The organism is Pseudomonas nunensis, assembly GCF_024296925.1.
In the GTDB taxonomy this organism is placed as follows: Bacteria; Pseudomonadota; Gammaproteobacteria; order Pseudomonadales; family Pseudomonadaceae; genus Aquipseudomonas; species Aquipseudomonas nunensis.
In genome coordinates, this window is record NZ_CP101125.1 from 2,822,074 (window position 1) to 2,844,765 (window position 22,692).

The following is a 22,692-nucleotide window of genomic DNA, read 5'->3' on the forward strand; positions in this document are numbered from 1 at the left end:
TGCTCGCGAAGCTTTTAATGGCTCCCTGGATTAGCCCTGAGATACGCAACCTTATGTTCCAACCCTTCCCACCCCGGCGCATTCCCCGCAAACCGGCTCCGCAAATACGCCGCCAATTCCGCCACCTGAGTATTCGACAAACTGTCCTTGAACGCCGGCATATACCCCAGATCCTTGGTCGCCGGGGTATCGATGCCCTGCAAGATCACCTTGATCAAATTATCCGGCAGATCACTGTGCACATTGGTGTTGGTGGCCAGCGACGGGCTCACGCCAAACAGCTTCGGCCCCAGGCCATCGGCATGACAGGCCTTGCACGAGCCTTCGAAGACTCGCTGGCCATTGCTCAATGAAAGACTGGGCATCGGGCGCGTGGCTTTCTCCACCACCTGCGCCTCGGCCTGCGCGCCATTGAGTGACGCCAGGTACACCGCCATCGCGCGGATATCCGCCGTGGGCAACTTCGCCAACTCGGTGACCACCGGCCCCATCGGCCCGGTCGCCACGCCATGTTCGGCGGAATAGCCGGTACTCAGGTAACCGAACAACTGATCCTCGGTCCACGGCGTCGGCGATTTGGACAACCCATTCAACGCCGGCGCCTCCCAGCCATCAACCATCCCACCCGCGAGGAATGCAGCACCGCCCTTCTCCGCCCCCATCAGGTTGCGCGGCGAATGGCACGCCGCGCAGTGGCCCAACCCGTTGACCAGATACGCACCGCGATTCCATTGTTCGCTGCGTTCAGGCTGCACACTGATTTCGCCCTTGCGCAGAAACAACGCATTCCACCCCGCCATCAATGGCCGCAGGTTGAACGGGAAACGCATGTCGTTGGCTTTCGCCGGTTGGCTGACCGGGGCTTGTGACATCAGGTAGGCGTACAACGCCTGCATGTCCGCATCGTTGATGTTGCGAAACGCGGTGTAGGGAAACGCCGGATACAGATTGCGCCCGTCGCGACCAATGCCATCGCGCATCGCCCGTTCGAATGCCGGATAGGACCAACTGCCGATCCCGGTTTCCACATCCGGGGTGATGTTGCTGCTGTAGAGCGTGCCGAACGGGGTCTGCATCGCCAGGCCACCGGCATTGGTCACGCCGCCGGGCGCGGTGTGGCACACCGCGCAATCGCCAACCGCCGCCAGCAAGCGTCCGCGCTCCAGGGTCGCGGCTGACCAGGTGCCGGCGCTCGGCGGGGCAATCGGCGCGATTTCGCCATGGAATGGCCACGCCGTCGCAGCCATGCCGAGCACCGCGCCGAACGCGGCAAACAGTGAACCGAACAACCACTTCGAACGCTTGGTCGGGGACTTCGGCGGTTCATTACAAGTCCCGGCATTCAGCGCGGCCAAGACCCGTTCCGGAGTGATCGGCAGTTCACGAAAACGAATCCCGGTGGCGTCATAAATTGCGTTGGCAATCGCCGCCGCGCTGGGTACCGAAGCCGATTCGCCAGCGCCCATCGGCGGTTGGTCCTGACGCGGCATCATCAATACGTCGATTTGCGGCACTTCCGGAAAAGTCAGAATCGGGTAACCGCCCCACTCCTTGCTCGCCACCGTGGATTCTTCGAAGGTCACCCGCTCCTTGAGCACGCGGCTGGTGGACTGGATGACGTTGCCATGGATCTGATGCTGCACGCCTGCGGGATTGATCATCATCCCAGAGTCATGGCCGATCACCACGCGGGTGACCGATACATCGCCAGTTGTGCGGTCAATCGCCACGTCCGCCACCCACGCCGCCCACGCCGCGCCGAAACCGGGAAACTTGCTGTGGATGTAGCGCGCGTAGGCAAAGCCGCGACCGCGTAACAACTGGTCTTCATTTGGGGTTTGCATCGGCGCGGTGCGCGGGGTCCAGGCCGCGCGTTCGGCGGTGGATTTGACCAGGTCGATGGCGCGCTCGTCGTGCAGATAGCGCAAGCGGTATTCCACCGGATCGACGCCAGCGGCGAAGGCCAGTTCATCGATATACGACTCATGGGCGAAGGTGTTGGGCAGCGCTGAAACCCCGCGCATCCACGAGGCGCGTACGATGGGCGCCATGTCGTTGATGGTCACGCGCATGTTTTCAAAGTCATAGGGCGGGATTGACGTGCGGTCGCCCATTTCGAACATCGCCGCCACTGGTTCGACCCGCCCGGTCAACAGCAAGGCCAGGGTCGGCGCACCGTTGGACGGGTATCTGGTCTGGAAGTCATAGGCGGCGACGCTGCCATCAGCGTTCAAGCCGCCATCGACGTCCATCAGTTGCGCGGTGCCTTTGGGTTCCCACAAATGCTCTTGCTCGCGAGTCAGTTGCACCCGCACCGGTTTGCCCACGGCGCGGGACAACAGCAACGCGTCGGCGCACACGTCATCGGCGCAGTTACGCCCGTAACAGCCGGACGCTTCCATGCGAATGACCTCGATGGCTTCTTCTTCGCACTCCAGCAGCCAGGCCAGGTCGGCGCGCAACAGATGTGGATTCTGGCTGCCGGACCACACCCGAGAACCCGACGCCTGATAATCCGCCACCCCGCAGGACGGGCCGATCGAACCGTGCATCTGATACGGCCACATATAAGTGCGCGGCATGCGCTGGGCAGCGTTGGCCAGGGCTTCGTCGACGTTGCCCTGATCGAGAACGACCCGCTGCACGCGCGGGTTATCGCGGATGGCCTGCTCGACATCGTTTAAATCCGGTAACCCGTGATTCCAGGCTTTCCAGGTGATTTTCAACGCCTGGGCAGCCTTGATCGCCTGTTCTTCGCGCAGCGCGACGACGCCGACGAAATCGCGGATCACCACCACCGCGACGATCCCGGCGATGTGTGCGATGGAGGATTCGTCGACCTCCAGCAGGCTGTTGCCGACAAAATCACCGCAATCGAGCCCGGCGTACGGCGGGCGAATCACCCGGCCGTGGAGCATGTCCGGCACGCGCATGTCGTGGACGTAAGTCAGTTCACCAGTGGCTTTGGCCGGAATGTCCACCCGAGCGGCACCCTTGCCCACCAGTCGATAGTCGGCGGCGGGTTTCAAAGGCGCGGTGCCGGAGATGCGCAGTTCAACGTGTTCGCCGCTGACAAGCTCGGCGTAAGTAGCCGTACGACCATCGGGTGCAAGAATCACCCCGGCCTCGATTTTTAAAAAACCTGGCTCCAACGCCCAACGCTCAGCCGCCGTTTCCAGCAGGAAGCGTCGTGCTTCAGCAGCCGCATTTCGCAACGGAATCGCGGAAATCTGCAACGTCGCACTGGCAATCGTCGCGCCCTGATTCGGCGCGCGCTCGGTGTCGCCGAGCACCATGCACACCTGCTCCAGTTGCAGGTCGAGTTCCTCGGCAACGATCTGCGCCAATGAGGTGCGAATGCCGGTGCCGAGGTCGACGTGGCCGTTGAACGCGTACACGCGCCCGTCGTCGCTGATGGCAATGAACAACCCCAATTCCTTGGGCTTGATCAGTGGCGTACCGCCCTTCGCCACCGGGCCGGATGGCGGCAGGATGTCGTCGACGATCAGCAGCACGCCGGTCTTGGCCAGCAGTTGGTCGCGGGTTGGTGTGGAGAGCGGGATGGAGAGCGGGATGGAGTCAGTCATGGTCATTGATCCACCTTCAAGGCATTTGGCGGGCGGCACGCAGCACCGCGCGGAGGATTTCGATGTGGGTGCCGCAACGGCAGAGGTTGGCCGAGAGTTCGTTGCGGATCTGGGTTTCGCTGGGGTGCGGGATGCGGTCGAGCAAGGCCTTGGTGGTCATGATCATGCCGTTCAGGCAGTAGCCGCATTGCGCCGCTTGCTCGTCGATAAAGGCTTGCTGCACCGGGTGCGGATCGGCGCGGGTGCCGAGGCCTTCGAGGGTGACGATGTGCCGATCCACCGCGCCAGCCAGCGGAAATACGCAAGAGCGCGCGGCCACGCCGTCGATGATCACCGTGCACGCCCCGCACTCGCCCAGGCCGCAGCCGTACTTGGGACCGTTGAGTAGGAGGTCATTGCGCAAGATCAGCAATAACGGCGTATCCGCCATGGCGGTGACGGTGGTGGTGAGGCCGTTGACCTCAAGCGCTACGGTGATTTCCTGGCTGCTCATTCGCTTCGCCTGCTTCGTTTTATGAAGTGGCTACTACACCAAAAGGTCGAAAAAAACGTCGCGGGCCGGATGGGGTTGTGGCGTCGCGACACACTCGACTGGTGAAGTGGCTACTACATGAAACAAGAGCAAAAACGATGCCAGTACGGAATGTAGCAGCTGGCGAAGCCTGCGTTCGGCTGCGAAGCAGTCGTGATATCAGCCAGCGCGGTGTTTCAGGAAGACTGTGTGCTCAAATTTCACGACTGCTTCGCAGCCGAACGCAGCCTCGTACCTCGGCAGCTGCTACACAGAGCGCGTTTGGCCTGAGATCAGTCCTGCGGGTCGTCGATCATTTTGCGCAGCAGGAACAGCACCGCGACCCGCTCGGCCGGGTTGAGGTTGCTCAGGGTCAGTTCGGTGATTTTCCCGGCGCAGGGCACGGTTTGCTGCACCAAACGGTCGCCCGCCTCGGACAGCCCGACGATGACTTTGCGTCGGTCTTGCGGGTCAGGTTCGAGGGTAATCAGCTCCCGAGCCTTGAGCCGTTCGACGATGCCGCGAATGGTCGCCTGGTCCACGGCGGTGGCCTTGACCAGTTCAGTCAGGGAGCTGGGACCGTGATCGCGCACGGCGCACAGGGTCACGAACTGCACCGCCGTGAGCTGCGAATCACCGACATTCTGCTGAAAAATCGCCATGTGCCGCTGATAGGCCTTGCGCAGCAAATGCCCGACTTGTTCGGAAAAAACATAGGAAGAATCAGGATTTTCAGGCACGGCGGACTCGAAAGACGATGAGTGGTGGGGAGGCATGATGGACAGGTTGGGGGGCGGACTCAAGGGTGATATCGGTCTTAACAGACTGCACAAACCCCTTGTGGGAGCGGGCTTGCTCGCGAATACGGTGTGTCAGTCAGCACTTACATCGACTGACACACCGTATTCGCGAGCAAGCCCGCTCCCACATTCGATCTCCTTTGGTTGTGAGGACCTCAGCGAACTCGCGAAGCCTCCGGCGCCACCACATCCCCGCCAATCACTACCGCCCGGTCATCCAGGTACACATCGCAATTGCGCAGCGGAATGTCCAGGTGGCACGGGGTTTTGCGCTTGCCGCCGACTTCGGTGTTCGGCCCGGTGGAGAACAGGAAGTTGCCGTAGAACGCCCGCGCGTCCATGCACATGCCGTCGTTCTTGTCGTGCAAGCCCATGGCAGTCCACTGGGCTTTCGGCTGCAATCCCCAACCGATGTGGGAGATGCCGTACACCTCCGGATCGTTGAAATACTTCATGTAATCGCGCAGGTATTCAGCCTCGAAGCCGCCGTGGATCGAGGTGATGAAACCCTTCTCGATCTCCAGGGTGATCTTCTCCCGGGTGTAGGTCTTGAATGGCAACAGGATGTCGCCGATATCCAGCACCAGCACGCCTTCGGCGGTTTCTTCGTTGGGCCAGGAGAACAGGAAACCGCTGGGCCAGTGATCCCAACGCCCCGGCTCATCGGCGAAACCGTATTCGGTGACCGCCGGATATTGCCCCAGCGCCGCACGGAAATCGCTGCCGGCGCGCGAGGTGACGTGGATCGAACGTGCCTGTGTCAGTAGCTTTTCCGCCGCCATCACCCGCACCTTGTCGGCCTCGGTCGGCAGCATCCGCGCCAGCACTTCCGGGGGCTCGACGGCCAATAGAATCCGCGTGCCGGTCTTGAGGATCTGCTCCTGTTCCGGCGAGTGCAGCAGCATCATCGTGTCGACGATCAGGTCCGCCGCTTCCAGCGCGCGCTGCGCCGCGATATTGCCGGTCAACGCGGTGTCGCCGCAGTAGGCGGTCATGTCGTTGCCCATGGCCGTCGGGTGGTTGAACGACGGCAATTCCACCGCGTAGACCTTGGCCCCCAGGCGCTGCGCCGCATCCATCGCGGCGCGTACGGTGCGCGGGTCGGAATAGTGGCTCTTGAGCACGGCGACGCTCTGGGTCGCATCGACCTTCGACAGCTTCAACACGTGCTCGAACATCTGGGTCAGTTCGCAATCGCTTACCGGCATTTTCCTGTCTCCTCAATCGTCTGCTGCGCACCAAGTCGAGGCGCCCCGCCTCACCCTAGTGCATTTTTATAGCGTGTACGCCATTTGTTATCGATAAGACATCAAATGCGAGCGGACTGCAAGTACCAGACCACAACGTTACCAACCCACACAAACCCAACAAACAAAGGTTACATTCGGTGTCATTCGCAAAAAACCGCTGAAAATTAATTTTTACCAGTGGCTCTTTCTTTTTGAAAAATACAGCGTATACACTTTAAAAACCTTGCGGCGACCCAGCCAGCGACCATTCGAAGAAGAGGAACAAGCCCCATGGCCAATACGCAAAAAATCGCCATCGTCGGTGCAGGTCTTGGCGGTGCAGCCGCCGCGACGTTGTTGCAACAAGCCGGGTTCCAGGTGGACATCTACGAACAGGCCCCGGAGTTCTCCCGCCTCGGCGCCGGGATCCACATGGGCCCGAACATCATGAAAATCTTCCGGCGCATGGGCATCGAGCAGCAGCTCGACCTGATGGGCTCGCACCCGGATCACTGGTTCAGCCGAGACGGCTTGAGCGGCGACTACCTGTCGCGCATCCCGCTGGGAGATTTCGCTCGCAAGGAATACGGCGCGTCCTACGTCACCGTGCACCGCGGCGACTTGCACGCCTTGCAAATGTCGACGATCAAACCCGGCACCGTGCACTTCAACAAACGCCTGGAAACGCTTGAAGAAACCGACACCCAAGTGCGCCTGACCTTCAGCGACGGCGAAGTCACCTACGCCGACATCGTGATCGGCGCCGACGGGATCAATTCGAAGATTCGTGAAGAGCTGCTCGGCGCGGAAAAACCGCTGTACAGCGGCTGGGTCGCACACCGCGCATTGATCCGTGGCGATCAACTGGCCAAGTACGATTTGAAGTTCGAGGACTGCATCAAGTGGTGGACCGAAGACCGGCACATGATGGTCTACTACACCACCGGCAAGCGCGACGAGTACTACTACGTCACCGGCGTGCCGCACCCGGAATGGGATTTCCAGGGCGCGTTCGTGGATAGCAGCCGCGAAGAAATGTTCGAGGCGTTCCAGGGTTATCACCCGACCGTGCAGGCGCTGATCGAGTCCACCGAAAGCGTGACCAAATGGCCGCTGCGCAACCGCAACCCGTTGCCGCTGTGGAGCCGGGGTCGCCTGGTGTTGCTCGGCGACGCCTGCCACCCGATGAAACCGCACATGGCCCAAGGCGCCGGCATGGCCATCGAAGACGCCGCGATGCTGACTCGCTGCTTGCAGGAAACTGGCCTGGGCGACTACCGCACCGCGTTCGAACTCTATGAAGCCAACCGCAAGGAGCGCGCCTCCCGCGTGCAGTCCGTGTCGAATGCCAACACCTGGCTGCGCACCCAGGAAGATCCGGCCTGGGTCTACGGGTATGACCTGTACGCCCAACCGCTGAAATCGGGGGTGGCCGCGTGAGCACTTTCGTCCATGGCGGCAACGTCCAGGCCAATGGGATTCGCCAGCATTACTTGCGCTACGGCGGCAAAGGCCCGGCGCTGGTGCTGATTCCTGGTATTACCAGCCCGGCGATTACCTGGGGTTTTGTCGCGGAACGCCTCGGCGAGCATTTCGATACTTACGTGCTCGACGTGCGTGGCCGCGGCCTCTCCTCCACCGGCCCGGATCTGGATTACAGCGCTGACACCTGCGCCGACGATATCGGGGCGTTCGCCGAAGCCATGCAGCTCGACAGTTATCACTTGGTCGGCCATTCCATGGGCGCGCGGTTTGCCGTGCGCAGTGCCGTGAAGCATCCGGCTGGCGTGAACCGTCTGGTGCTGATCGACCCGCCCGTGTCCGGCCCCGGTCGTCGTGAATACCCGAGCAAACTGCCGTGGTACGTCGATTCGATTCGCCAGTCGTTGATCGGGATGGATGCCGAGGCGATGCGCGCCTTCTGCGCCACCTGGACCGACGAGCAATTGCAGCTGCGCGCCGAATGGCTGCACACCTGCTACGAACCGGCGATCGTGCGCGCCTTCAACGATTTCCATGACGTGGATTTCCATCAGGACTTGCCGAAACTCCAGCAACCCGCATTGCTGATGATTGCTGGCCGTGGCGGTGTGATTCAGTCCGAGGACGAAGCGGAAATCCTCGACCTGCAACCGAAGATTCGCAGCGTCCACGTCGCCAACGCCGGGCACATGATTCCGTGGGATGACCTCGACGGTTTCTTCGCGGCATTCGGCGATTTCCTCGGCCCACGTCTGATTTAAACGACTTCGGAGACTTTTATGCTCAAGCCTTATCGCATCGGCCAGATCGTGCCGAGCTCCAACACCACCATGGAAACCGAGATCCCGGCGATGCTCACCGCGCGCCAGTTGATCCGCCCGGAGCGTTTCACCTTCCACTCCAGCCGCATGCGCATGAAGCAGGTGCGCAAAGAGGAACTGGCGGCGATGGACGGCGAGTCCGACCGTTGCGCCGTGGAATTGTCCGACGCCAAGGTTGATGTGCTGGGTTATGCCTGTCTGGTGGCGATCATGGCCATGGGGCTCGGTTATCATCGCCAGTCCGAACATCGGCTGCGCAAGGCCACCGCCGATAACGATGCGAATGCCCCGGTGATCACCAGTGCCGGCGCCTTGATCGAAGGGCTGAAAGTCATGGGCGCGAAACGCATCGCCATCGTCGCGCCGTACATGAAGCCGCTGACCGAACTGGTGGTGGATTACATTCGCGAAGAAGGCTTTGAAGTGGTGGATTGGCGTGCCTTGGAGATCCCCGACAATCTCGCCGTTGCGCAGCACGACCCGGCGAACCTGCCCGGCATCGTGGCTGGCATGAATCTGGAAGGTGTGGACGTGATCGTGCTCTCGGCCTGCGTGCAGATGCAGTCGTTGCCGGTGGTAGCGCAAGTCGAAGCGCAAACCGGCAAACCGGTGCTGACCGCCGCCATCGCCACCACCTACGCCATGCTCAAGGCCCTGGACCTGGAACCCATCGTCCCCGGCGCTGGCGCCCTGCTCTCCGGCGCTTACTGAAGTGGCTCGTTGAAAGCGGCTTTGTGGCAGTCGGGCACTTGTGGCGAGGGAGCTTGCTCCCGCTGGGTTGCGCAGCAGCCCTCAAATCGACCATGAATTTTTGTCTGAATTAACGCGGTGACGGTTTTGGGGCTGCTTCGCATCCCAGCGGGAGCACGCTCCCTCGCCACAGGTTAGTTGCAGTGCCAAAGAGAGTATTTGCAATGCATAAGAATGAGGACGCGATTAAATGAGCGAACAAACCGCCAACGACAATTATCAAGGCGTGTGGGGTCAGCGCATCGGGTTTGGTCAAAAAGCTGCGTTGCTGATGATCGATTTCATGCGCGGCTACACCACCGAAGGCGCGCCGCTGTTTGCGCCCGGCGTGGTCAGTGCGGTGGCTGAAAGCGTCGAGTTACTTGCCAGCGCCCGGCGCGTGGGCATCTCGGTGGTGCACACCAATATCCGCTACCATCCCGGCCATTTCGCCGACGGCGGGATCTGGGTGAAAAAGGCCCCGGTGATGAAGGACATGGTCGAGGGCAACCCCTTGGCGGCGTTTTGCGAAGAGGTGTTGCCTCAGGAAAATGAAGTGGTGATCAGCAAACAATACGCCAGTGCTTTTTTCGGCAGCAGCCTCGCCTCGATGCTGCACGCCCAAGGCATCGACACCGTGGTGCTGGCCGGTTGCTCGACCAGTGGCTGCATTCGGGCGACGGCGGTGGATGCGGTGCAACACGGTTTTCGCACCATCGTCGTGCGCGAGTGCGTCGGCGACCGACACCCGGCGCCCCACGAGGCCAACCTGTTCGACATCGACAGCAAGTACGGCGATGTCATCAGCAAACAGGAGGCCATCGCCCACTTCGAAAAAATGTAATGCGTGCCACAAGAACCGCGCCATTTAGAGCGTTGGTCTTGTCGGGTTTGAAGGGACGATAGCCACTCAGTAAAGACTTCGAGTCGAACACTGTCCTGTGGCGAGCGAGCTTGCTCGCGCTGGGCTGCGAAGCAGCCCCAAAATGGCGGCGACACACCTATTTTGCGAGTGCTGCGCACTCGAGCGGGAGCAAGCTCCCTCGCCACAACAGCAGTGCATGACTGAAGATCGTCTTCAACTGCCTGGCGCCGGTCTGACAAACCCAAACGAAAAAAACTGAGCTCAACTCGCCCACGAGCGAGCGCCCAGTCTTCTGACACTGCCTTTGGACGTCGCTTTTGCAGCGCGCCAGAGCGCTGGAAAAAGCGGCTGTATAAAAACCATAAGTCACCGCCAGGAGACATCCGATGCCCATTGCGAACGCAGCACCCGCGACCACGGTCGCCGACCCGATTCAAGCGCTGTACCACAAGATCACCTGGAAGCTGATTCCGTTCCTGTGCTTCTGCTACCTGGCCGCGTACCTCGACCGGATCAACATCGGCTTCGCCAAACTGCAGATGCTCGATCAACTGCACTTCAGCGAAACCGCGTTCGGCCTCGGCGCCGGGCTGTTCTTTGTCGGCTACATCCTGTTCGAAGTGCCGAGCAACCTGGTGCTGGAAAAGGTCGGCGCGAAGATCTGGATCGCCCGGATCATGATCACCTGGGGCCTGCTCTCGGCCTGCACCATGCTCGTGACCTCCACCACCCAGTTCTACGTCCTGCGTTTCCTGCTCGGCGCCGCCGAAGCGGGTTTCCTGCCGGGGGTCCTGTATTACCTGACCACCTGGTTTCCGACCTATCGACGCGGCCGCATCATCGCGCTGTTCATGATCGGTTTGCCACTGTCCAGCGTGATTGGCGGGCCGCTGTCCGGCTGGGTGATGAGCCATTTCGACAGCCTCGGAGGTTTGCGTGGCTGGCAGTGGCTGTTCTTGATCGAAGCGGTGCCCAGCGTATTGCTCGGAATACTGACCTTCTGGGCACTGCCCAATAGCTATCAGCAAGCCAAGTGGCTCAACGATGAAGAGAAAGCCCTGCTAGAACAGGAACTGCGCGCCGACGAAGCGAGTGCTGGCGACAGCAAACACAGCTTTCGCGACGGTTTCTTCAACCTGAAAGTGTGGATGCTCGGTGGTATCGATTTCTCGATTCTGCTCAGCGCCTACGCCATGGGTTTCTGGATGCCGACCTTCATCCGCAACGCCGGGATCGTCGATACATTCCACATCGGCATTCTCACCGCATTGCCGAGCGTCGCCGCGCTGCTGGGCATGCTGCTGATCGGCGCCAGTTCGGATAAACATCGCGAACGCCGCTGGCACATCATCGTACCGTTCCTGGTCGGCGCGGCGGCCATGGCCACTGCACCGTTATTCGTGCACAACGTGGTGGCGACCGTGGCGCTGTTCGCCATTGCTTCGGCGGCGATCATCGGCGCGGTGCCGGTGTTCTTCAGCCTGCCGGCGACCTTCCTCAAAGGTACGGCCGCGGCCACCGGGTTTGCGCTTGCCTGTTCGTTGGCGAACATTGCCGGGCTGGTGAGCAACTCGCTGATGGGTGTGGCGATTGATGTCACCGGCAGCAGTGCCGGGGCGCTGTGGTTCTTTGCCGGGTGCCTGATCCTCAGCAGTTTCCTGGTGATTGCGTTGCCGGCCAAACTGGTAAACCGCTGACACCACACACCTCCCCTTGTGGGAGCGGGCTTGCTCGCGAAGGCGTCGTGTCATTCAGTATTTCTGTCAACTGACACACCGCATTCGCGAGCAAGCCCGCTCCCACAGGGGATTTGTATTCCAAAAATTACCCAGGTGAGTATCCATGCAAGGTTTGATCAAACGCTGTGCCCTGCTTGTCGCCGCCGGCCTGTGCGCCGGTTCTTTGCAAGCCGCGGAAAAAGTCATCTTCGACACCGATTTCAACGTCCTCAACGATGACGGCCAGGCCTTCATCATGCTCGCCCAATTGCACGCGCAAAAACGCATCGACCTGCTCGGCATGACCCTGGTCAGCGGCAATGCCTGGGTCGATCAGGAGCAGGTCGACGCGCTCAAGGCTGTGGAGCGCATGGGTGTGGAAAAGGACATCGGCGTGTATTCCGGCGCGGCGTACCCGTTGCTGCATGACTTCGCCACGTACCCGCAGGAGCAAGCGCTGTTCGGCGCCGGTTGGCCGGGAGCGTTCAAGGCGCCGCGCCCGACGTCTGCCGCGCAACTGGTAGCACCGCCGGACGGCCTCGCTACCCACACGAAACTGCGCAAGGAAACCGCCGCGCAGTTCATCGTCGACAGCGTGCGCGCCAATCCGCATGAGGTGACGTTGCTGGCGGTCGGGCCGCTGACCAATATTGCGCTGGCGATCCGTTCCGCACCGGACATCGTGCCGCTGATCAAACGCATCGTGTACATGGGCGGCGCGCTGGAGATTCCGGGCAACACCACCCCGGCTGCCGAGTTCAACTGGTGGTTCGACCCCGAGGCGGCGAAGATCGTCCTGCGCTCGCCTGTCGAACATGTGATCTTCCCCAACGACGTCTGCGAGAAGGTCACGTTCGATGCCTCGGTGTACAAACGGGTGATCGCAAAACCGGGGGCCATTGCGGACCTGTACAAGCACGAATTCGGCCCGCTGTTCGACAAGGATCCGGCGTATCACAGCTTCACCTGGGACAGCCTGCCGGCACTGTTTCTGGTGCAACCGGACATCGTCACCGAATCCCGGGATTTGTGGGTGGATGTCGACGCGCAGTTCGGCGCCGATTACGGCCGCGCGCTGGGCTACAAGAAAAGCCCGCCGGTGGGCACGCAAAAAGCCAAAGTGGTGTTCGCCATCGACCAGCAGAAATTCTGGGACGGCTACGTCAACCTCGTGACCTTGCCGACCCCGGTGAAGGGCCGCTGAAACCCCTGGCAATCATGAACAAGTGACAGCCTCGGGCGAACCCCTCACAGTGAGCGTGGTCGCACAGGTGAACCGCCAGCGTTTGCGCGATGGCGGTTCAGTCCCTTTTTCTGTCGAGAGCCCTTCATGCGCAGACTTCTTGCCCTGTCCCTTTCACTGCTGTTGCTCTCCCTGAGCGCCTGCGCGCTGTTCCCGAATCGCGATCCGCTGAACATCAATGTGGTCGGCATCGAGCCTCTGCAAAGCCAGGACCTGGAAGTGCGTTTCGCGGTGAAGATCCGCGTGCAGAACCCGAATGAAACCGCTATCGACTACAACGGCGTGGCGCTGGACCTGGAAGTCAACGGTCAGCCATTGGCGTCCGGTGTCAGCGATCAGTCGGGGACGATTCAGCGGTTTTCCGAAACCGTGCTGACCGTGCCGGTGAGCGTCTCGGCGTTCTCGGTATTGCGCCAGACCCTTGGGCTGAGTCAGACCCAAACCCTAGACAACCTGCCCTACGTGCTGCGCGGCAAATTGGCGGGCGGGTTGTTTGGCACGATGCGGTTTGTGGATACCGGGAAGCTCAGGTTGCCGGGGCCGAACGCGGCGACCTGGTAGTTCCAACCCAATCAAAAATGTGGGAGCGGGCTTGCTCGCGAAAGCAGTGTGTCATTCGATGTAAATGTCGATTGACACACCGCTTTCGCGAGCAAGCCCGCTCCCACAGGGGTAAGTGGTTATGCGGTAAATCGCACGCCGGGTTTGGCCCGTTCATCCACAGTCAGCTCAAACACATCCGGCCGCGCATAGTGCCCGACGACATCGAAATCGTAGCGCGCACGAATCAACTCGTCGGTATCAATTTCCGCCGTCAATAAACCCGGCCCTCCCCTTAACGGCCCGGCCAACACATCCCCCATCGGCCCAACAATCACACTGCCCCCCGCAATCAACGGCCGCTCCACCGGCCAGTTGGCGATCTCTAAACCCAACGCTTGCGGCGATTCCTGCACCTGGCACGCGCTGACCACAAAGCAGCGGCCTTCGTGGGCGATGTGGCGCATGCTGACTTGCCACATCTCGCGCTCGTCCACGGTCGGCGCGCACCAGACTTCCACGCCTTTGGCGTACATCGCGGTGCGCAGCAGCGGCATCATGTTTTCCCAGCACACCACTGCCGCGAGGCGCCCGACCTGGCTGTCGATCACCGGCAGCGTCGAACCATCGCCCTTGCCCCAAATCAGCCGTTCGGTGCCGGTCGGCATCAGTTTGCGGTGCTTGGCCACCAAGCCAGCCTGCGGATCGAAATACAGCGCAGTGCAATACAGCGTGCTGCCCGCGCGCTCGATCACGCCAATCACCAGGTTGGCCCCGGTGCGCGCCGACAACCCGGCCAACGCTTCGGTTTCGACGCCCGGCACGTCGATGGCATTGGCGAAGTATCGCGCAAACGCTTCACGACCCTCGGGCAGGCGATAGCCCAACTGCGTGCCAAAAGCTTCACCTTTGGGATAACCACCCAGCAGCGCTTCCGGCATCACCACCAGCGCGGCGCCGGACTCGATGATCGCGTTTTCCCAGGACAGGATCTGCTCCAATGTTTCGCCCTTGCCTCCGGGCAAGGCGCCGATTTGCAGGGCGGCAACGATTGACTTGGACATGTCTGTAACTCCGACGGCAATGAGGTGTTGCTGATTTTCCGCCCGCGCCGGATCATGAATAAAGCCCCGCTCACTGCTTAATGATATGAACACAATGAATATCGCCACCGTCGATCTCAATCTGCTCAAAGTTTTCGAAGCCCTGCATGAGGAGTCCAGCGCCAGCCGCGCGGCCCTGCGCCTGGGCGTCACGCAATCGGCGGTCAGCGCTGCGTTACGGCGTTTGCGGGAGTTGTATGGCGATCAGTTGTTTGTGCGTACTGGCCGGGGACTGGCGCCGACGCTCAGGGCCAATCAATTGAAACCGGTGGTCACTGATGCGCTGAACAAATGCCGGCAAAGTTTGGCGATGATCGATCCGGCGGCTCAGCACTACGAGGGACGTTCGGTGACCGTGGGCCTGTCGGATGATTTCGAGATTGCCTACGGGCGGCGGCTGATCGAAGAAATCGACCGCCGCGCACCGAAGCTGCGACTGATTTTCCGCCAGACCCACAGCCAGATCGTCGCCCATGCGTTGCTGGATCGCAGCATTGATCTGGCGATTACCGCTGGCGGGTTTGCCGAGCGGCTGCTCAGCCGTCAGGTGTTGGGTGAAGGGGGTTATTTGTGTTTGGTGGACCCGCTGAGTCTGGCTGAAGGACAGCAAACTATCGGCCTGGAAGAGTTCGTCGCACGGGAACACATTCTGGTGTCGTCGGGTGGTTTTATCGGGATCACCGATGAGGGATTGGCGGCGCTGGGCCTGAGTCGGCGGGTGTGCGCCTCGACCACGCATTTTGCCGCGTTGCCGCATCTGCTCAAAGGCAGTCAGGCGGTGGCGACCATTCCGGCCCACGCCGCGCAAAGCATCGCGGCGCTAACGGGGCTGGCGCTGCTGCCCTGCCCGCTGGCGCTGCCGCGTTACCCGATCGAACTGGGCTGGCGCACCAGCACCCAGCTCGATCCGGTGGTATTGAAAGTGCGCGAAGCGATTGTCGCGAGCTTCGACGCGCCCCTGTAAACGACATGCCCTTGTAAACGATACGCCCGTGTAGGAGCGAGGCTTGCCCGCGAAGGCGTCCTTGAGATCGCCTTCGCGGGCAAGCCTCGCTCCTACGGGGATCGGGGTTATCGGAAATTATTTGGCGGCCATCAAGCGATTCACTTCGCTGCGCACCATGTTGGCGTACTCGGGCGGTGACAGCAGGTCGAGCTCGGAGCGGACCCATTCGGCCCATTTGCCTTTGCGTTTGGCCCGTTCGCCGAACAACCGCGCGGCTTCGCCCTTGGACTTGCCCAGGTTGCTTTGCCAGAGGTCGAACAGACGGGATTTTTCGTCTTCAAGCGCAGCGCGCTCGGCAAGGGGTTTGTCGGCCAGATTGAAGCTCATGGGAAATACCTGCGGCGTAAATAGGCGACATCTTACACTGTAGGAGGATTCCTCCGACCCTGGATTTTTCTCCGGAGTTGGGTCTGCGCGCAAATTCACTGCAACTTTTTCAATCGCCGCAGACTCCATTGTTCACTGCCCACTTACCCGCAAGGAGTTACTCAATGGCCCGCAAAACAGCCGTACAAACCGCCGCAGACCAAATCAAGGACCAGGCATTCAGTGAACTTCAGGCGCTGATCGAAGAATCGGACAAACTGCTCAAAAGCAGCGCGTCGCTGGTCGGTGAAGAGGCCGATACGTTGCGTGGGCAAGTCGCCCAGAAGCTGCAACTGGCACTCGAATCCGTCACCAGTGTGCGCGAGCGCACCAAGCCTGCGGTCGATGCCACTGAATCCTACATCGGTGGCCATCCGTGGCAGACCGTAGCGATCTCCGCCGGTTTCGGCCTGGTGGTCGGGTTGCTGCTCGGTCGTCGCTAAACCTTTCGGTTAGCCACATCCCCCCTGTGGGAGCGGGCTTGCTCGCGAAGGCAGAGTGTCAGTCAACATTTGCTTCGACTGACACACCGTCTTCGCGAGCAAGCCCGCTCCCACAGGTGTCTTGAGGTGACGGTCAGAGCCCAGCCAACTCCCGCAGATTCGCCAACACTTCCGGTTCCAACCGAATCCCCTCAGCCGCCGATTTGGCACGCTGATGATGCCGCCGATCCCCCGGCAAACGCTTGAGCCCAACCCCATGCATCTGCCGCACCAGTTCCTGGCTGCGCTCGGCGAAGCTTTGCCCGGCGGCCTTGCTCGGATCGATCACGATCAGCAATTGCCCGGTCCACGGCGTCTTGGCGCCCGGATGGTTCGACCAGTCGAACTCGAAGGAGAAATTACCGCCGGTCAACGCCGCCGCCAACAACTCCACCATCATCGACAACGCCGAGCCCTTGTGCCCGCCAAACGGCAGCAATGCACCGCCTTCAAGAATCGCTTTCGGGTCCTGGGTCGGCTGGCCGAGGCTGTCCACGCCCATGCCCGGCGACAAACGCTCGCCCTTGCGTGCAGCGATCTGTACGTCGCCGTGGGCGATGGCGCTGGTGGCCAGGTCGAAGACGATCGGATCACCATCCGCCCGTGGCGCGGCGAAGGCAATCGGGTTGGTGCCGAACAGCGGACGGTCGGCGCCATGCGGCACCACGCAGGTCATGCTGTTGACCACGCTCAGGGCCACCAGGCCTTCATAGGCGAAGGGTTCGACATCCGGCCAGAGCGCGGCGAAGTGATGAGAGTTGCGGATCGCCAGCACGGCAATCCCGGCGCTGCGGGCCTTTTCCACCAGCAAGCCACGGGCTGCGGCGAGCGCGGGTTGGGCGAACCCGTTGGCGGCATCGACCCGGACAAACCCCGAGGCCACGTCCTCGACCACCGGCACGGCTTGACCATTGACCCAACCGCTTTTCAGCGTCGACACATAACCGGGAATGCGGAACACACCGTGGCTGTGGGCACCGTCGCGTTCGGCACCGGCACAATTGAGGGCCAGGGTCCGGGCAACGTCGGTGGAGGTGCCATGGCGCAGGAAGACGTGTTCGAGCAACACAACGAGTGAATCGAAATCAAGCGGTTCGGTGTTCGAACTGACGGGTGTTGCGGTCATCTGAGGCTCCAGTTTTATTATTGAGTTCGGGCTACAGGCTGAAATGGGGTTGTGCGGCAACCCGGTAATACATCGGCGATTAATCGCTGTTCTGGAGGGCTCCTGTCAAGCCTCGGCGACAGGATCGACTCAAGCAATATGTACCGCACCAAGGCTTTGCGCCGGCCTTACTGTTTTTCCTCAACCTGATCGAGGAAAAACCATGACAGCTCCCCCACTCCCGTATTTTTTTGACGAGGCCGAAACGGCGGCCATCGCCCGGCAACCCGGCGATCGCGAAAAAGCCCTTAACTTCAGTATCGACGACCTGAAGTGGCTGAGGGCGGTTTACCTGGCCACCGATACCGCCCGCCTGGCGCACACACCCGGCATGCAAGTGCAACGAATATTGTTGACCCCGGACAATGGATCGGCAATTCCCCTGGCCGGCGCTTTTTCCATGAGCCGGCCCAATGACGGCGAAGCCACGCTCTACACCCCATGGAAAGGCCTGATCAAATATGCCGACATCAATGACCTCAAAAACACCGTAAAACGATGGCTTGGCGAAACGGCCGGCAAACGCGAGTTATTGCGTTATCTGTCCATCGAACAGCGCTGCACGGTCCTGGCCGCCAACACCCTGAGCGTTTCCACCCAGTCGATTGACGGTGCGGTGTTCCAGGATCAGCAGACCGTGATCGAGCGCAATCAACACCACAACGTCACCACAATGCTGGCCGAACTGATCAAGTGCCCAACCCTGCGCAGCATGCTCGACGACGCACTAAAAAACGCGTTGGTCCGGCACTTTCCCGGACTGGACCAGCGTCGCACGCGACTGGACAGCTTTGCCGGCAATGCTCCTCGGCGCCAACTGTCCTCGCTGTCGCTGAGCGAAGCCGTGCTGCACTACTACCTCAACAACCAGTGGCCCGACGGCGATACCCGGGTTTTCGTCCACCCGACCCGTAACGCGAACATCGATGCCGACAATCTGGCATGGGAAGTGGCGATCAAGGAGATCGCGCAAAGCCTGACGCCGCATCTACGCAGCCTGCTCGACACCTTCTGGAACAGCCCGATGAACAACGGCCTGGCCCGCTCGGAATTTTTCGCGCAAAGCCTCGGTGACACCTATTGCGTGGACCTCTTGCTCAAACGCCAGCAAGGGGTACTGAGCAGCCAGGAATACCTGCGGTTGATGAACGTCATACTGGCGGGCACCGACGATCTGCCCGCCTCGGACGATCCGGTGCGGATCGAGAAAGTACGGATCACGGCGCCGCTCAAACACTACGTCGAACCGGCCTGCACCTTGATGATCGGCACCGACAAGGCCAGCGCCTTTCTGTATACCCAGGCCAGAGGTGTCGAAACCAGCGGCAATTTGGGCCAGATCAAGAACACCTTGCTGAGCATGATGAAAAGCGAGGGCCACGACGACAATCTGTTCAACTTCCTGGCCCTCGAAGAGCGCGGCCTGTTTCTCTCCCTGGAAGAACAGCAACGGCTGATTCTCGGGGTACCAATTGCCGGCCCGGTGTTCGCGCACTTGGTGTCGGACGTAATGGCCAAGCAACAGCAGAACCTGACTTACGCCTTGAGCCGTTACCGCGAAAGCGCCGGCGTGCTGGACCCGCATGCACTGCTCGACAACGCGCTGGATGTGCGCGCCTTGCTCGATAAACGGTTGCTGGCAATCGACGCCAATGGCCGCTGGAGTACCCGCGCCGATCAGCGCTGGAGCGCGCAACCGGCCACCGTGCGCGCGGACTCGGCCAAGCAACAACTGGCGTTGCTGGCCAGCGTCGACAATTCACTGCGACAGCAACTGCAACAACACCCGGCCATTTCCAACACCGTCACCACGGTCGGGCAGGCTGAAAAAGATGTTCACGCTTCGCTGGAACTACTCAAACCCAAGTTCGCCCACACCCGGTCGACGGCGTTACGAAGCGAGCTCAAGCTACGAAGCCTGAGCCACTCCTTGGGCAGCGTGGAACAGGCGATGGTGCAGGCCGTTCTCGATACGCCGATGCGGCTCAAGCGCAACGCCTTGAACGGTTTCCTGCCGGATGTGTTTGGCCTCGCGCTCAAGACCGACAGCGCTGACATGTTTAAGCTGGCCAGCTGTTTCGTGATCACCGAACGCGGCGGCCTGGATCCGCAACATTCCGGCAAAACCCTCCTGTGGACCCCGGCCCTGGGGTTTGAAGCCTTCCCGTCACTGACACCGATGCGCACTGAACTCAACCGACGCCTGCTCAGTGAGCATGAGCGCCACGGGTTGCTGGAAAATCTGTTGCGTAGCGAACGCGTTCCTGGCCGCGTCTTTACCCTCGCGCCGCTGCAGCTGATTCATGAAGATTTTCTAGAACACCTGCAACAACCCCATATTCGGCTGGATAACCATTTCGTCGAACACGTGCTCGCCTCCAACCTGCCCACCCGTCATCGCGCTGATCTGTTGAGCCTGACCGCACTGGCCGTGCCCAAGACCGGCCTGCAACGGGCGACGGCGGTTGCGCAGTCCTTGATCACCCGGCAAAAACTGCCGGCATGGCTGACCAATGCGTCTCTGGAAGATCAGATACTGCATACCGAACTGTTGATGCAGTATTTGAACAATGCCGAGGAAGACAAGGACTACCTGAGCGGCATTCGCTCCCTGGAGCGCACGGCTCATCATGAACTGCACAAACAGCTCAGGGCCGACAAACACGACATTGACCCGGACACGATTGAAATCCGCATCAGCCCCCGGGCAACGTCCGATGCACAAACGCAAACCCTGCCGACCTTTGCCTTGATTCACCTGCACCACCTCGATGCGCTGAGCTTCAAGCCCGCCTCGCTGACGAATAAGCCGCTGCCTGCCAGCCTCGACGAAACCTACGTCAAAAACCTGATCCGCAACCTCAAGCCCGGGGAACATCATCGCGCCGAGCTGAGCAAGGCCTTCGCCGATTCCCATGCCGATGCCGCGACCCGCAGAAAGCGCTTCGCCACGCAATTGCCCTGGCAACTGCTGCATTACGCCCATTCAGAGAAACTCCAGGAACGCTTGAGCGCCAGCGGGTTTGACCTGATTCGGCAAGTCATCGACATGCCCGACGCGATTGCCCGTGACGCAGTGGACGGCAGCAACGCGATTATCCGTCCACTTGAACTGCTGGGTACCCGCAATGAATCGGCGATCAACGTGCCGGGGGTCTACCTGATCGGGCCGAAAAACAACGCGACCGGGCCGCAAGTCCTGCTGGCGCCCTACAGCCCGGAACACGGGATCAAGGAATATGAAAGCGAAAGTGCGTTGCTGACCGAGCTGAAAACCACCAGTGCGTTGCAGCGCTGGGTGCTCAACAGCCTTTCTCCGGCAGACCGGGCCCTGTGCAAAACCCGTCTGGCACGCCCTGCCAGCGTCAAACTGGCCTCCAGTCCCGTCAAAGGGCCGTTGTTCATGCAGCTGTTCAAAGACAACGCCGACCTGTTGGCCCGGTTGCTGGGCTGCCAATCGAACACCGACGGTCAAAGCGAGTGGGCGACCATCAAACATGTCTTGGGCGAAGACCTGGACCAGGCGCTGACTTTTGTGTCAGGCAAACTGGCCTACCCCGTCACCGTATGGCGCAGCTACCGCGACATCCAGGCATCGGCTGAAGACCTGCAAGAACATAAATGGGGGGCAGCGCTGAAAGCCTTTATCCGTGGCATGGCGCAACTGGCCATGTTGCGCGAGTCGATGGACAGTCGCGAGCCTTCGCCACCCGCCTCCGACGCCGCCACGCCCTCTGAAAGGATCGACATCACCGCCCCCGAGCGAACGCGCTTGCAGCGTCATGAAAGCACCGACGTGGACCTCGGCGCCCTGACACAGGACAGCAAGCTTGGACTCTACGCGAACGCCGCCACGCAACAGCATTACGCGCCGATTGACGGCAAGGTCTACCCGATCCAGAAGCGCGGCAGCCGCTGGATCATCCGTGGCGATAAGGTCGATGGGCCTTATGCGCTACGGAACGCGTCGAAAAAATGGGTGCTGGATGCAGAGGCTCAGACGCCGCGCTACAACCTGCTCCGGCGCTTGAAGACTTGGGACACGGTCAACGCCGGGATGAATGTCCAGGCCGATGGCATGACTGAGATCCGCCAGTTGTTTCCGGTCCGGGCCAGACTGATCGATGAAGGGCTCGACCTGGCGACCACCTACGCCTGGAACAGCTTTCGCAATCTGCAGTTGTTGAAGACCTCGTCCACTCGAACGACGCCGGTCAATTTACTGATCAGGGAATTTATCGATGTACCTGAGGTGCTGCCCGAACACGTAACGATGATTGAAAAAGTCGTACAAGAGATCCTGGGGGCGCTACTCGATCCGACGCTCAGGCAAGAAAACTCCACGCGGTTTGTCATCGGCAGGGCCAAGGATGAACCGGAAAACGTCTTGGCGTTTGCGATCCCGACCGATCAGAGAAACAAGATTTACCTGGCAGAGAAATTCTTTTTCCCCAAATTCGAGCACTATCGTAATTACATGAAGGACGCCTCGTTTCCGATCAGCACCCATGCCCGCGCGACGACGCTGATCCATGAACTTTCACACATAACCTGCAAGACCGATGACATTGCGTATCTGGACTCGTTGCGACCCTTTCCCGACCTGATCGAAACCACCACCCTGCGCGCCATCGCACTGAAGGACGCGCTGACAGGGATTCAGAACAAAGCACTATCGACACGAACGCCCCCGGCGGAGCTGTTTAGCGTCTACAACCCCGTGGACGAAATCTGGGAAGACTTTGGTGACACGACGCTCGAATACACCGACCGCGCACTGAACCAGGTCTTGAGATTGACCGGAAAAGAAACGCTGGACGAAGCGCGGACAATTTTCAGGGCTGATGCAACGGTCAGGCTGGCGGTGCAGTTGGGTAATGCCGATTCGGTGTCCTGGCTGATCAGCCAACTGGGGCGCCAACTGCACGCCCGCACACCCTGAAAGCACGAACTATTGTGGGAGCGGGCTTGCTCGCGAAAGCGGTAGATCAGTCAGTATCAATGTTGACTGTGCCACCGTCTTCGCGGGCAAACCCGCTCCCCTG

At 60.7% G+C, this 22,692-nt stretch carries 17 protein-coding genes; 10 read left to right on the forward strand and 7 right to left on the reverse strand.

The annotated features are described in order from the left end of the window. Nucleotides 1-14 precede the first annotated feature (14 nt). From NK667_RS12100 to NK667_RS12115, 4 genes are all read right to left on the reverse strand, one after another. Nucleotides 15-3,593, reverse strand: a complete 3,579-nt coding sequence (locus NK667_RS12100) for a molybdopterin cofactor-binding domain-containing protein (protein WP_083471316.1) — start codon at nucleotides 3,591-3,593, stop codon at nucleotides 15-17. A 10-nt stretch (nucleotides 3,594-3,603) separates the two neighbouring features. Then, on the reverse strand, nucleotides 3,604-4,080 hold the full coding sequence (locus tag NK667_RS12105) for a (2Fe-2S)-binding protein (protein ID WP_054614871.1): 477 nt from the start codon (nucleotides 4,078-4,080) through the stop codon (nucleotides 3,604-3,606). A 311-nt stretch (nucleotides 4,081-4,391) separates the two neighbouring features. After that, entirely contained in the window at nucleotides 4,392-4,874 is a 483-nt protein-coding gene (locus NK667_RS12110) for a MarR family winged helix-turn-helix transcriptional regulator (protein WP_054614872.1), read from the reverse strand. Nucleotides 4,875-5,053: 179 nt separating this feature from the next. Then, nucleotides 5,054-6,106, reverse strand: a complete 1,053-nt coding sequence (locus NK667_RS12115) for a 2,5-dihydroxypyridine 5,6-dioxygenase (protein ID WP_054614873.1) — start codon at nucleotides 6,104-6,106, stop codon at nucleotides 5,054-5,056. Between the two features lie 312 nt (nucleotides 6,107-6,418). On the opposite strand from NK667_RS12115, the gene NK667_RS12120 reads away from it, so the two are divergent. From NK667_RS12120 to NK667_RS12150, 7 genes are all read left to right on the forward strand, one after another. Beyond that, nucleotides 6,419-7,567 carry an FAD-dependent monooxygenase gene (locus NK667_RS12120; RefSeq protein ID WP_054614874.1) on the forward strand — a complete coding sequence of 383 codons (1,149 nt, stop codon included), beginning with the start codon at nucleotides 6,419-6,421 and terminating at the stop codon, nucleotides 7,565-7,567. Next, entirely contained in the window at nucleotides 7,564-8,370 is an 807-nt protein-coding gene (locus NK667_RS12125; RefSeq protein WP_054614875.1) for an alpha/beta fold hydrolase, read from the forward strand. The genes NK667_RS12120 and NK667_RS12125 overlap by 4 nt, the downstream gene beginning before the upstream one ends. Nucleotides 8,371-8,388: 18 nt before the next feature. Then, nucleotides 8,389-9,141 carry a maleate cis-trans isomerase family protein gene (locus NK667_RS12130; RefSeq protein ID WP_054614876.1) on the forward strand — a complete coding sequence of 251 codons (753 nt, stop codon included), beginning with the start codon at nucleotides 8,389-8,391 and terminating at the stop codon, nucleotides 9,139-9,141. 229 nt (nucleotides 9,142-9,370) lie between these two features. Continuing rightward, complete coding sequence (locus NK667_RS12135; RefSeq protein WP_054614877.1) at nucleotides 9,371-10,003, forward strand: N-carbamoylsarcosine amidohydrolase; 633 nt, start codon at nucleotides 9,371-9,373, stop codon at nucleotides 10,001-10,003. Nucleotides 10,004-10,410: 407 nt separating this feature from the next. Continuing rightward, a complete protein-coding gene (locus tag NK667_RS12140) occupies nucleotides 10,411-11,721 on the forward strand; it encodes an MFS transporter (RefSeq protein ID WP_054614878.1) in 1,311 nt (436 codons plus the stop codon). Between the two features lie 145 nt (nucleotides 11,722-11,866). Next, the gene (locus NK667_RS12145; protein WP_054046372.1) at nucleotides 11,867-12,946 is read left to right on the forward strand and encodes a nucleoside hydrolase; all 1,080 of its coding nucleotides are present in this window, start codon (nucleotides 11,867-11,869) and stop codon (nucleotides 12,944-12,946) included. A 126-nt stretch (nucleotides 12,947-13,072) separates the two neighbouring features. Beyond that, nucleotides 13,073-13,546: an LEA/WHy family protein gene (locus NK667_RS12150; protein ID WP_054614879.1), complete on the forward strand. Its 474-nt coding sequence runs from the start codon at nucleotides 13,073-13,075 to the stop codon at nucleotides 13,544-13,546. Between the two features lie 119 nt (nucleotides 13,547-13,665). On the opposite strand, the gene NK667_RS12155 is transcribed toward NK667_RS12150, so the two are convergent. Then, a complete protein-coding gene (locus NK667_RS12155; RefSeq protein WP_054614880.1) occupies nucleotides 13,666-14,589 on the reverse strand; it encodes a carbon-nitrogen hydrolase family protein in 924 nt (307 codons plus the stop codon). Nucleotides 14,590-14,674: 85 nt separating this feature from the next. On the opposite strand from NK667_RS12155, the gene NK667_RS12160 reads away from it, so the two are divergent. Continuing rightward, a complete protein-coding gene (locus NK667_RS12160; RefSeq protein ID WP_054614881.1) occupies nucleotides 14,675-15,592 on the forward strand; it encodes a LysR family transcriptional regulator in 918 nt (305 codons plus the stop codon). Between the two features lie 117 nt (nucleotides 15,593-15,709). Here NK667_RS12160 and NK667_RS12165 read toward each other — a convergent pair whose 3' ends face one another. Continuing rightward, nucleotides 15,710-15,961, reverse strand: a complete 252-nt coding sequence (locus NK667_RS12165; RefSeq protein ID WP_054046380.1) for a hypothetical protein — start codon at nucleotides 15,959-15,961, stop codon at nucleotides 15,710-15,712. A 164-nt stretch (nucleotides 15,962-16,125) separates the two neighbouring features. Between NK667_RS12165 and NK667_RS12170 the strand changes: the two genes are divergently transcribed. Further along, the gene (locus NK667_RS12170) at nucleotides 16,126-16,443 is read left to right on the forward strand and encodes an ElaB/YgaM/YqjD family protein (protein ID WP_054046382.1); all 318 of its coding nucleotides are present in this window, start codon (nucleotides 16,126-16,128) and stop codon (nucleotides 16,441-16,443) included. A gap of 133 nt (nucleotides 16,444-16,576) precedes the next feature. Here the strand turns inward: NK667_RS12170 and NK667_RS12175 are convergent, their stop codons facing one another. Next, complete coding sequence (locus NK667_RS12175; RefSeq protein WP_054614882.1) at nucleotides 16,577-17,608, reverse strand: Ldh family oxidoreductase; 1,032 nt, start codon at nucleotides 17,606-17,608, stop codon at nucleotides 16,577-16,579. 202 nt (nucleotides 17,609-17,810) lie between these two features. Here NK667_RS12175 and NK667_RS12180 point away from each other — a divergent pair, with 202 nt between their 5' ends. Beyond that, entirely contained in the window at nucleotides 17,811-22,589 is a 4,779-nt protein-coding gene (locus NK667_RS12180) for a M35 family metalloendopeptidase (protein ID WP_054614883.1), read from the forward strand. The last annotated feature ends 103 nt before the right edge of the window (nucleotides 22,590-22,692 follow it).

Excerpts from the sequence above, each read along its gene's own strand:
- NK667_RS12100 (WP_083471316.1), bottom strand. The coding sequence starts at position 3,593 with ATGACCATGACTGACTCCATCCCGCTCTCCATCCCGCTCTCCACACCA.
- NK667_RS12105 (WP_054614871.1), bottom strand. The coding sequence starts at position 4,080 with ATGAGCAGCCAGGAAATCACCGTAGCGCTTGAGGTCAACGGCCTCACC.
- NK667_RS12110 (WP_054614872.1), bottom strand. The coding sequence starts at position 4,874 with ATGCCTCCCCACCACTCATCGTCTTTCGAGTCCGCCGTGCCTGAAAAT.
- NK667_RS12115 (WP_054614873.1), bottom strand. The coding sequence starts at position 6,106 with ATGCCGGTAAGCGATTGCGAACTGACCCAGATGTTCGAGCACGTGTTG.
- NK667_RS12120 (WP_054614874.1), top strand. The coding sequence starts at position 6,419 with ATGGCCAATACGCAAAAAATCGCCATCGTCGGTGCAGGTCTTGGCGGT.
- NK667_RS12130 (WP_054614876.1), top strand. The coding sequence starts at position 8,389 with ATGCTCAAGCCTTATCGCATCGGCCAGATCGTGCCGAGCTCCAACACC.
- NK667_RS12135 (WP_054614877.1), top strand. The coding sequence starts at position 9,371 with ATGAGCGAACAAACCGCCAACGACAATTATCAAGGCGTGTGGGGTCAG.
- NK667_RS12140 (WP_054614878.1), top strand. The coding sequence starts at position 10,411 with ATGCCCATTGCGAACGCAGCACCCGCGACCACGGTCGCCGACCCGATT.
- NK667_RS12145 (WP_054046372.1), top strand. The coding sequence starts at position 11,867 with ATGCAAGGTTTGATCAAACGCTGTGCCCTGCTTGTCGCCGCCGGCCTG.
- NK667_RS12150 (WP_054614879.1), top strand. The coding sequence starts at position 13,073 with ATGCGCAGACTTCTTGCCCTGTCCCTTTCACTGCTGTTGCTCTCCCTG.
- NK667_RS12155 (WP_054614880.1), bottom strand. The coding sequence starts at position 14,589 with ATGTCCAAGTCAATCGTTGCCGCCCTGCAAATCGGCGCCTTGCCCGGA.
- NK667_RS12160 (WP_054614881.1), top strand. The coding sequence starts at position 14,675 with ATGAACACAATGAATATCGCCACCGTCGATCTCAATCTGCTCAAAGTT.
- NK667_RS12165 (WP_054046380.1), bottom strand. The coding sequence starts at position 15,961 with ATGAGCTTCAATCTGGCCGACAAACCCCTTGCCGAGCGCGCTGCGCTT.
- NK667_RS12170 (WP_054046382.1), top strand. The coding sequence starts at position 16,126 with ATGGCCCGCAAAACAGCCGTACAAACCGCCGCAGACCAAATCAAGGAC.
- NK667_RS12175 (WP_054614882.1), bottom strand. The coding sequence starts at position 17,608 with ATGACCGCAACACCCGTCAGTTCGAACACCGAACCGCTTGATTTCGAT.
- NK667_RS12180 (WP_054614883.1), top strand. The coding sequence starts at position 17,811 with ATGACAGCTCCCCCACTCCCGTATTTTTTTGACGAGGCCGAAACGGCG.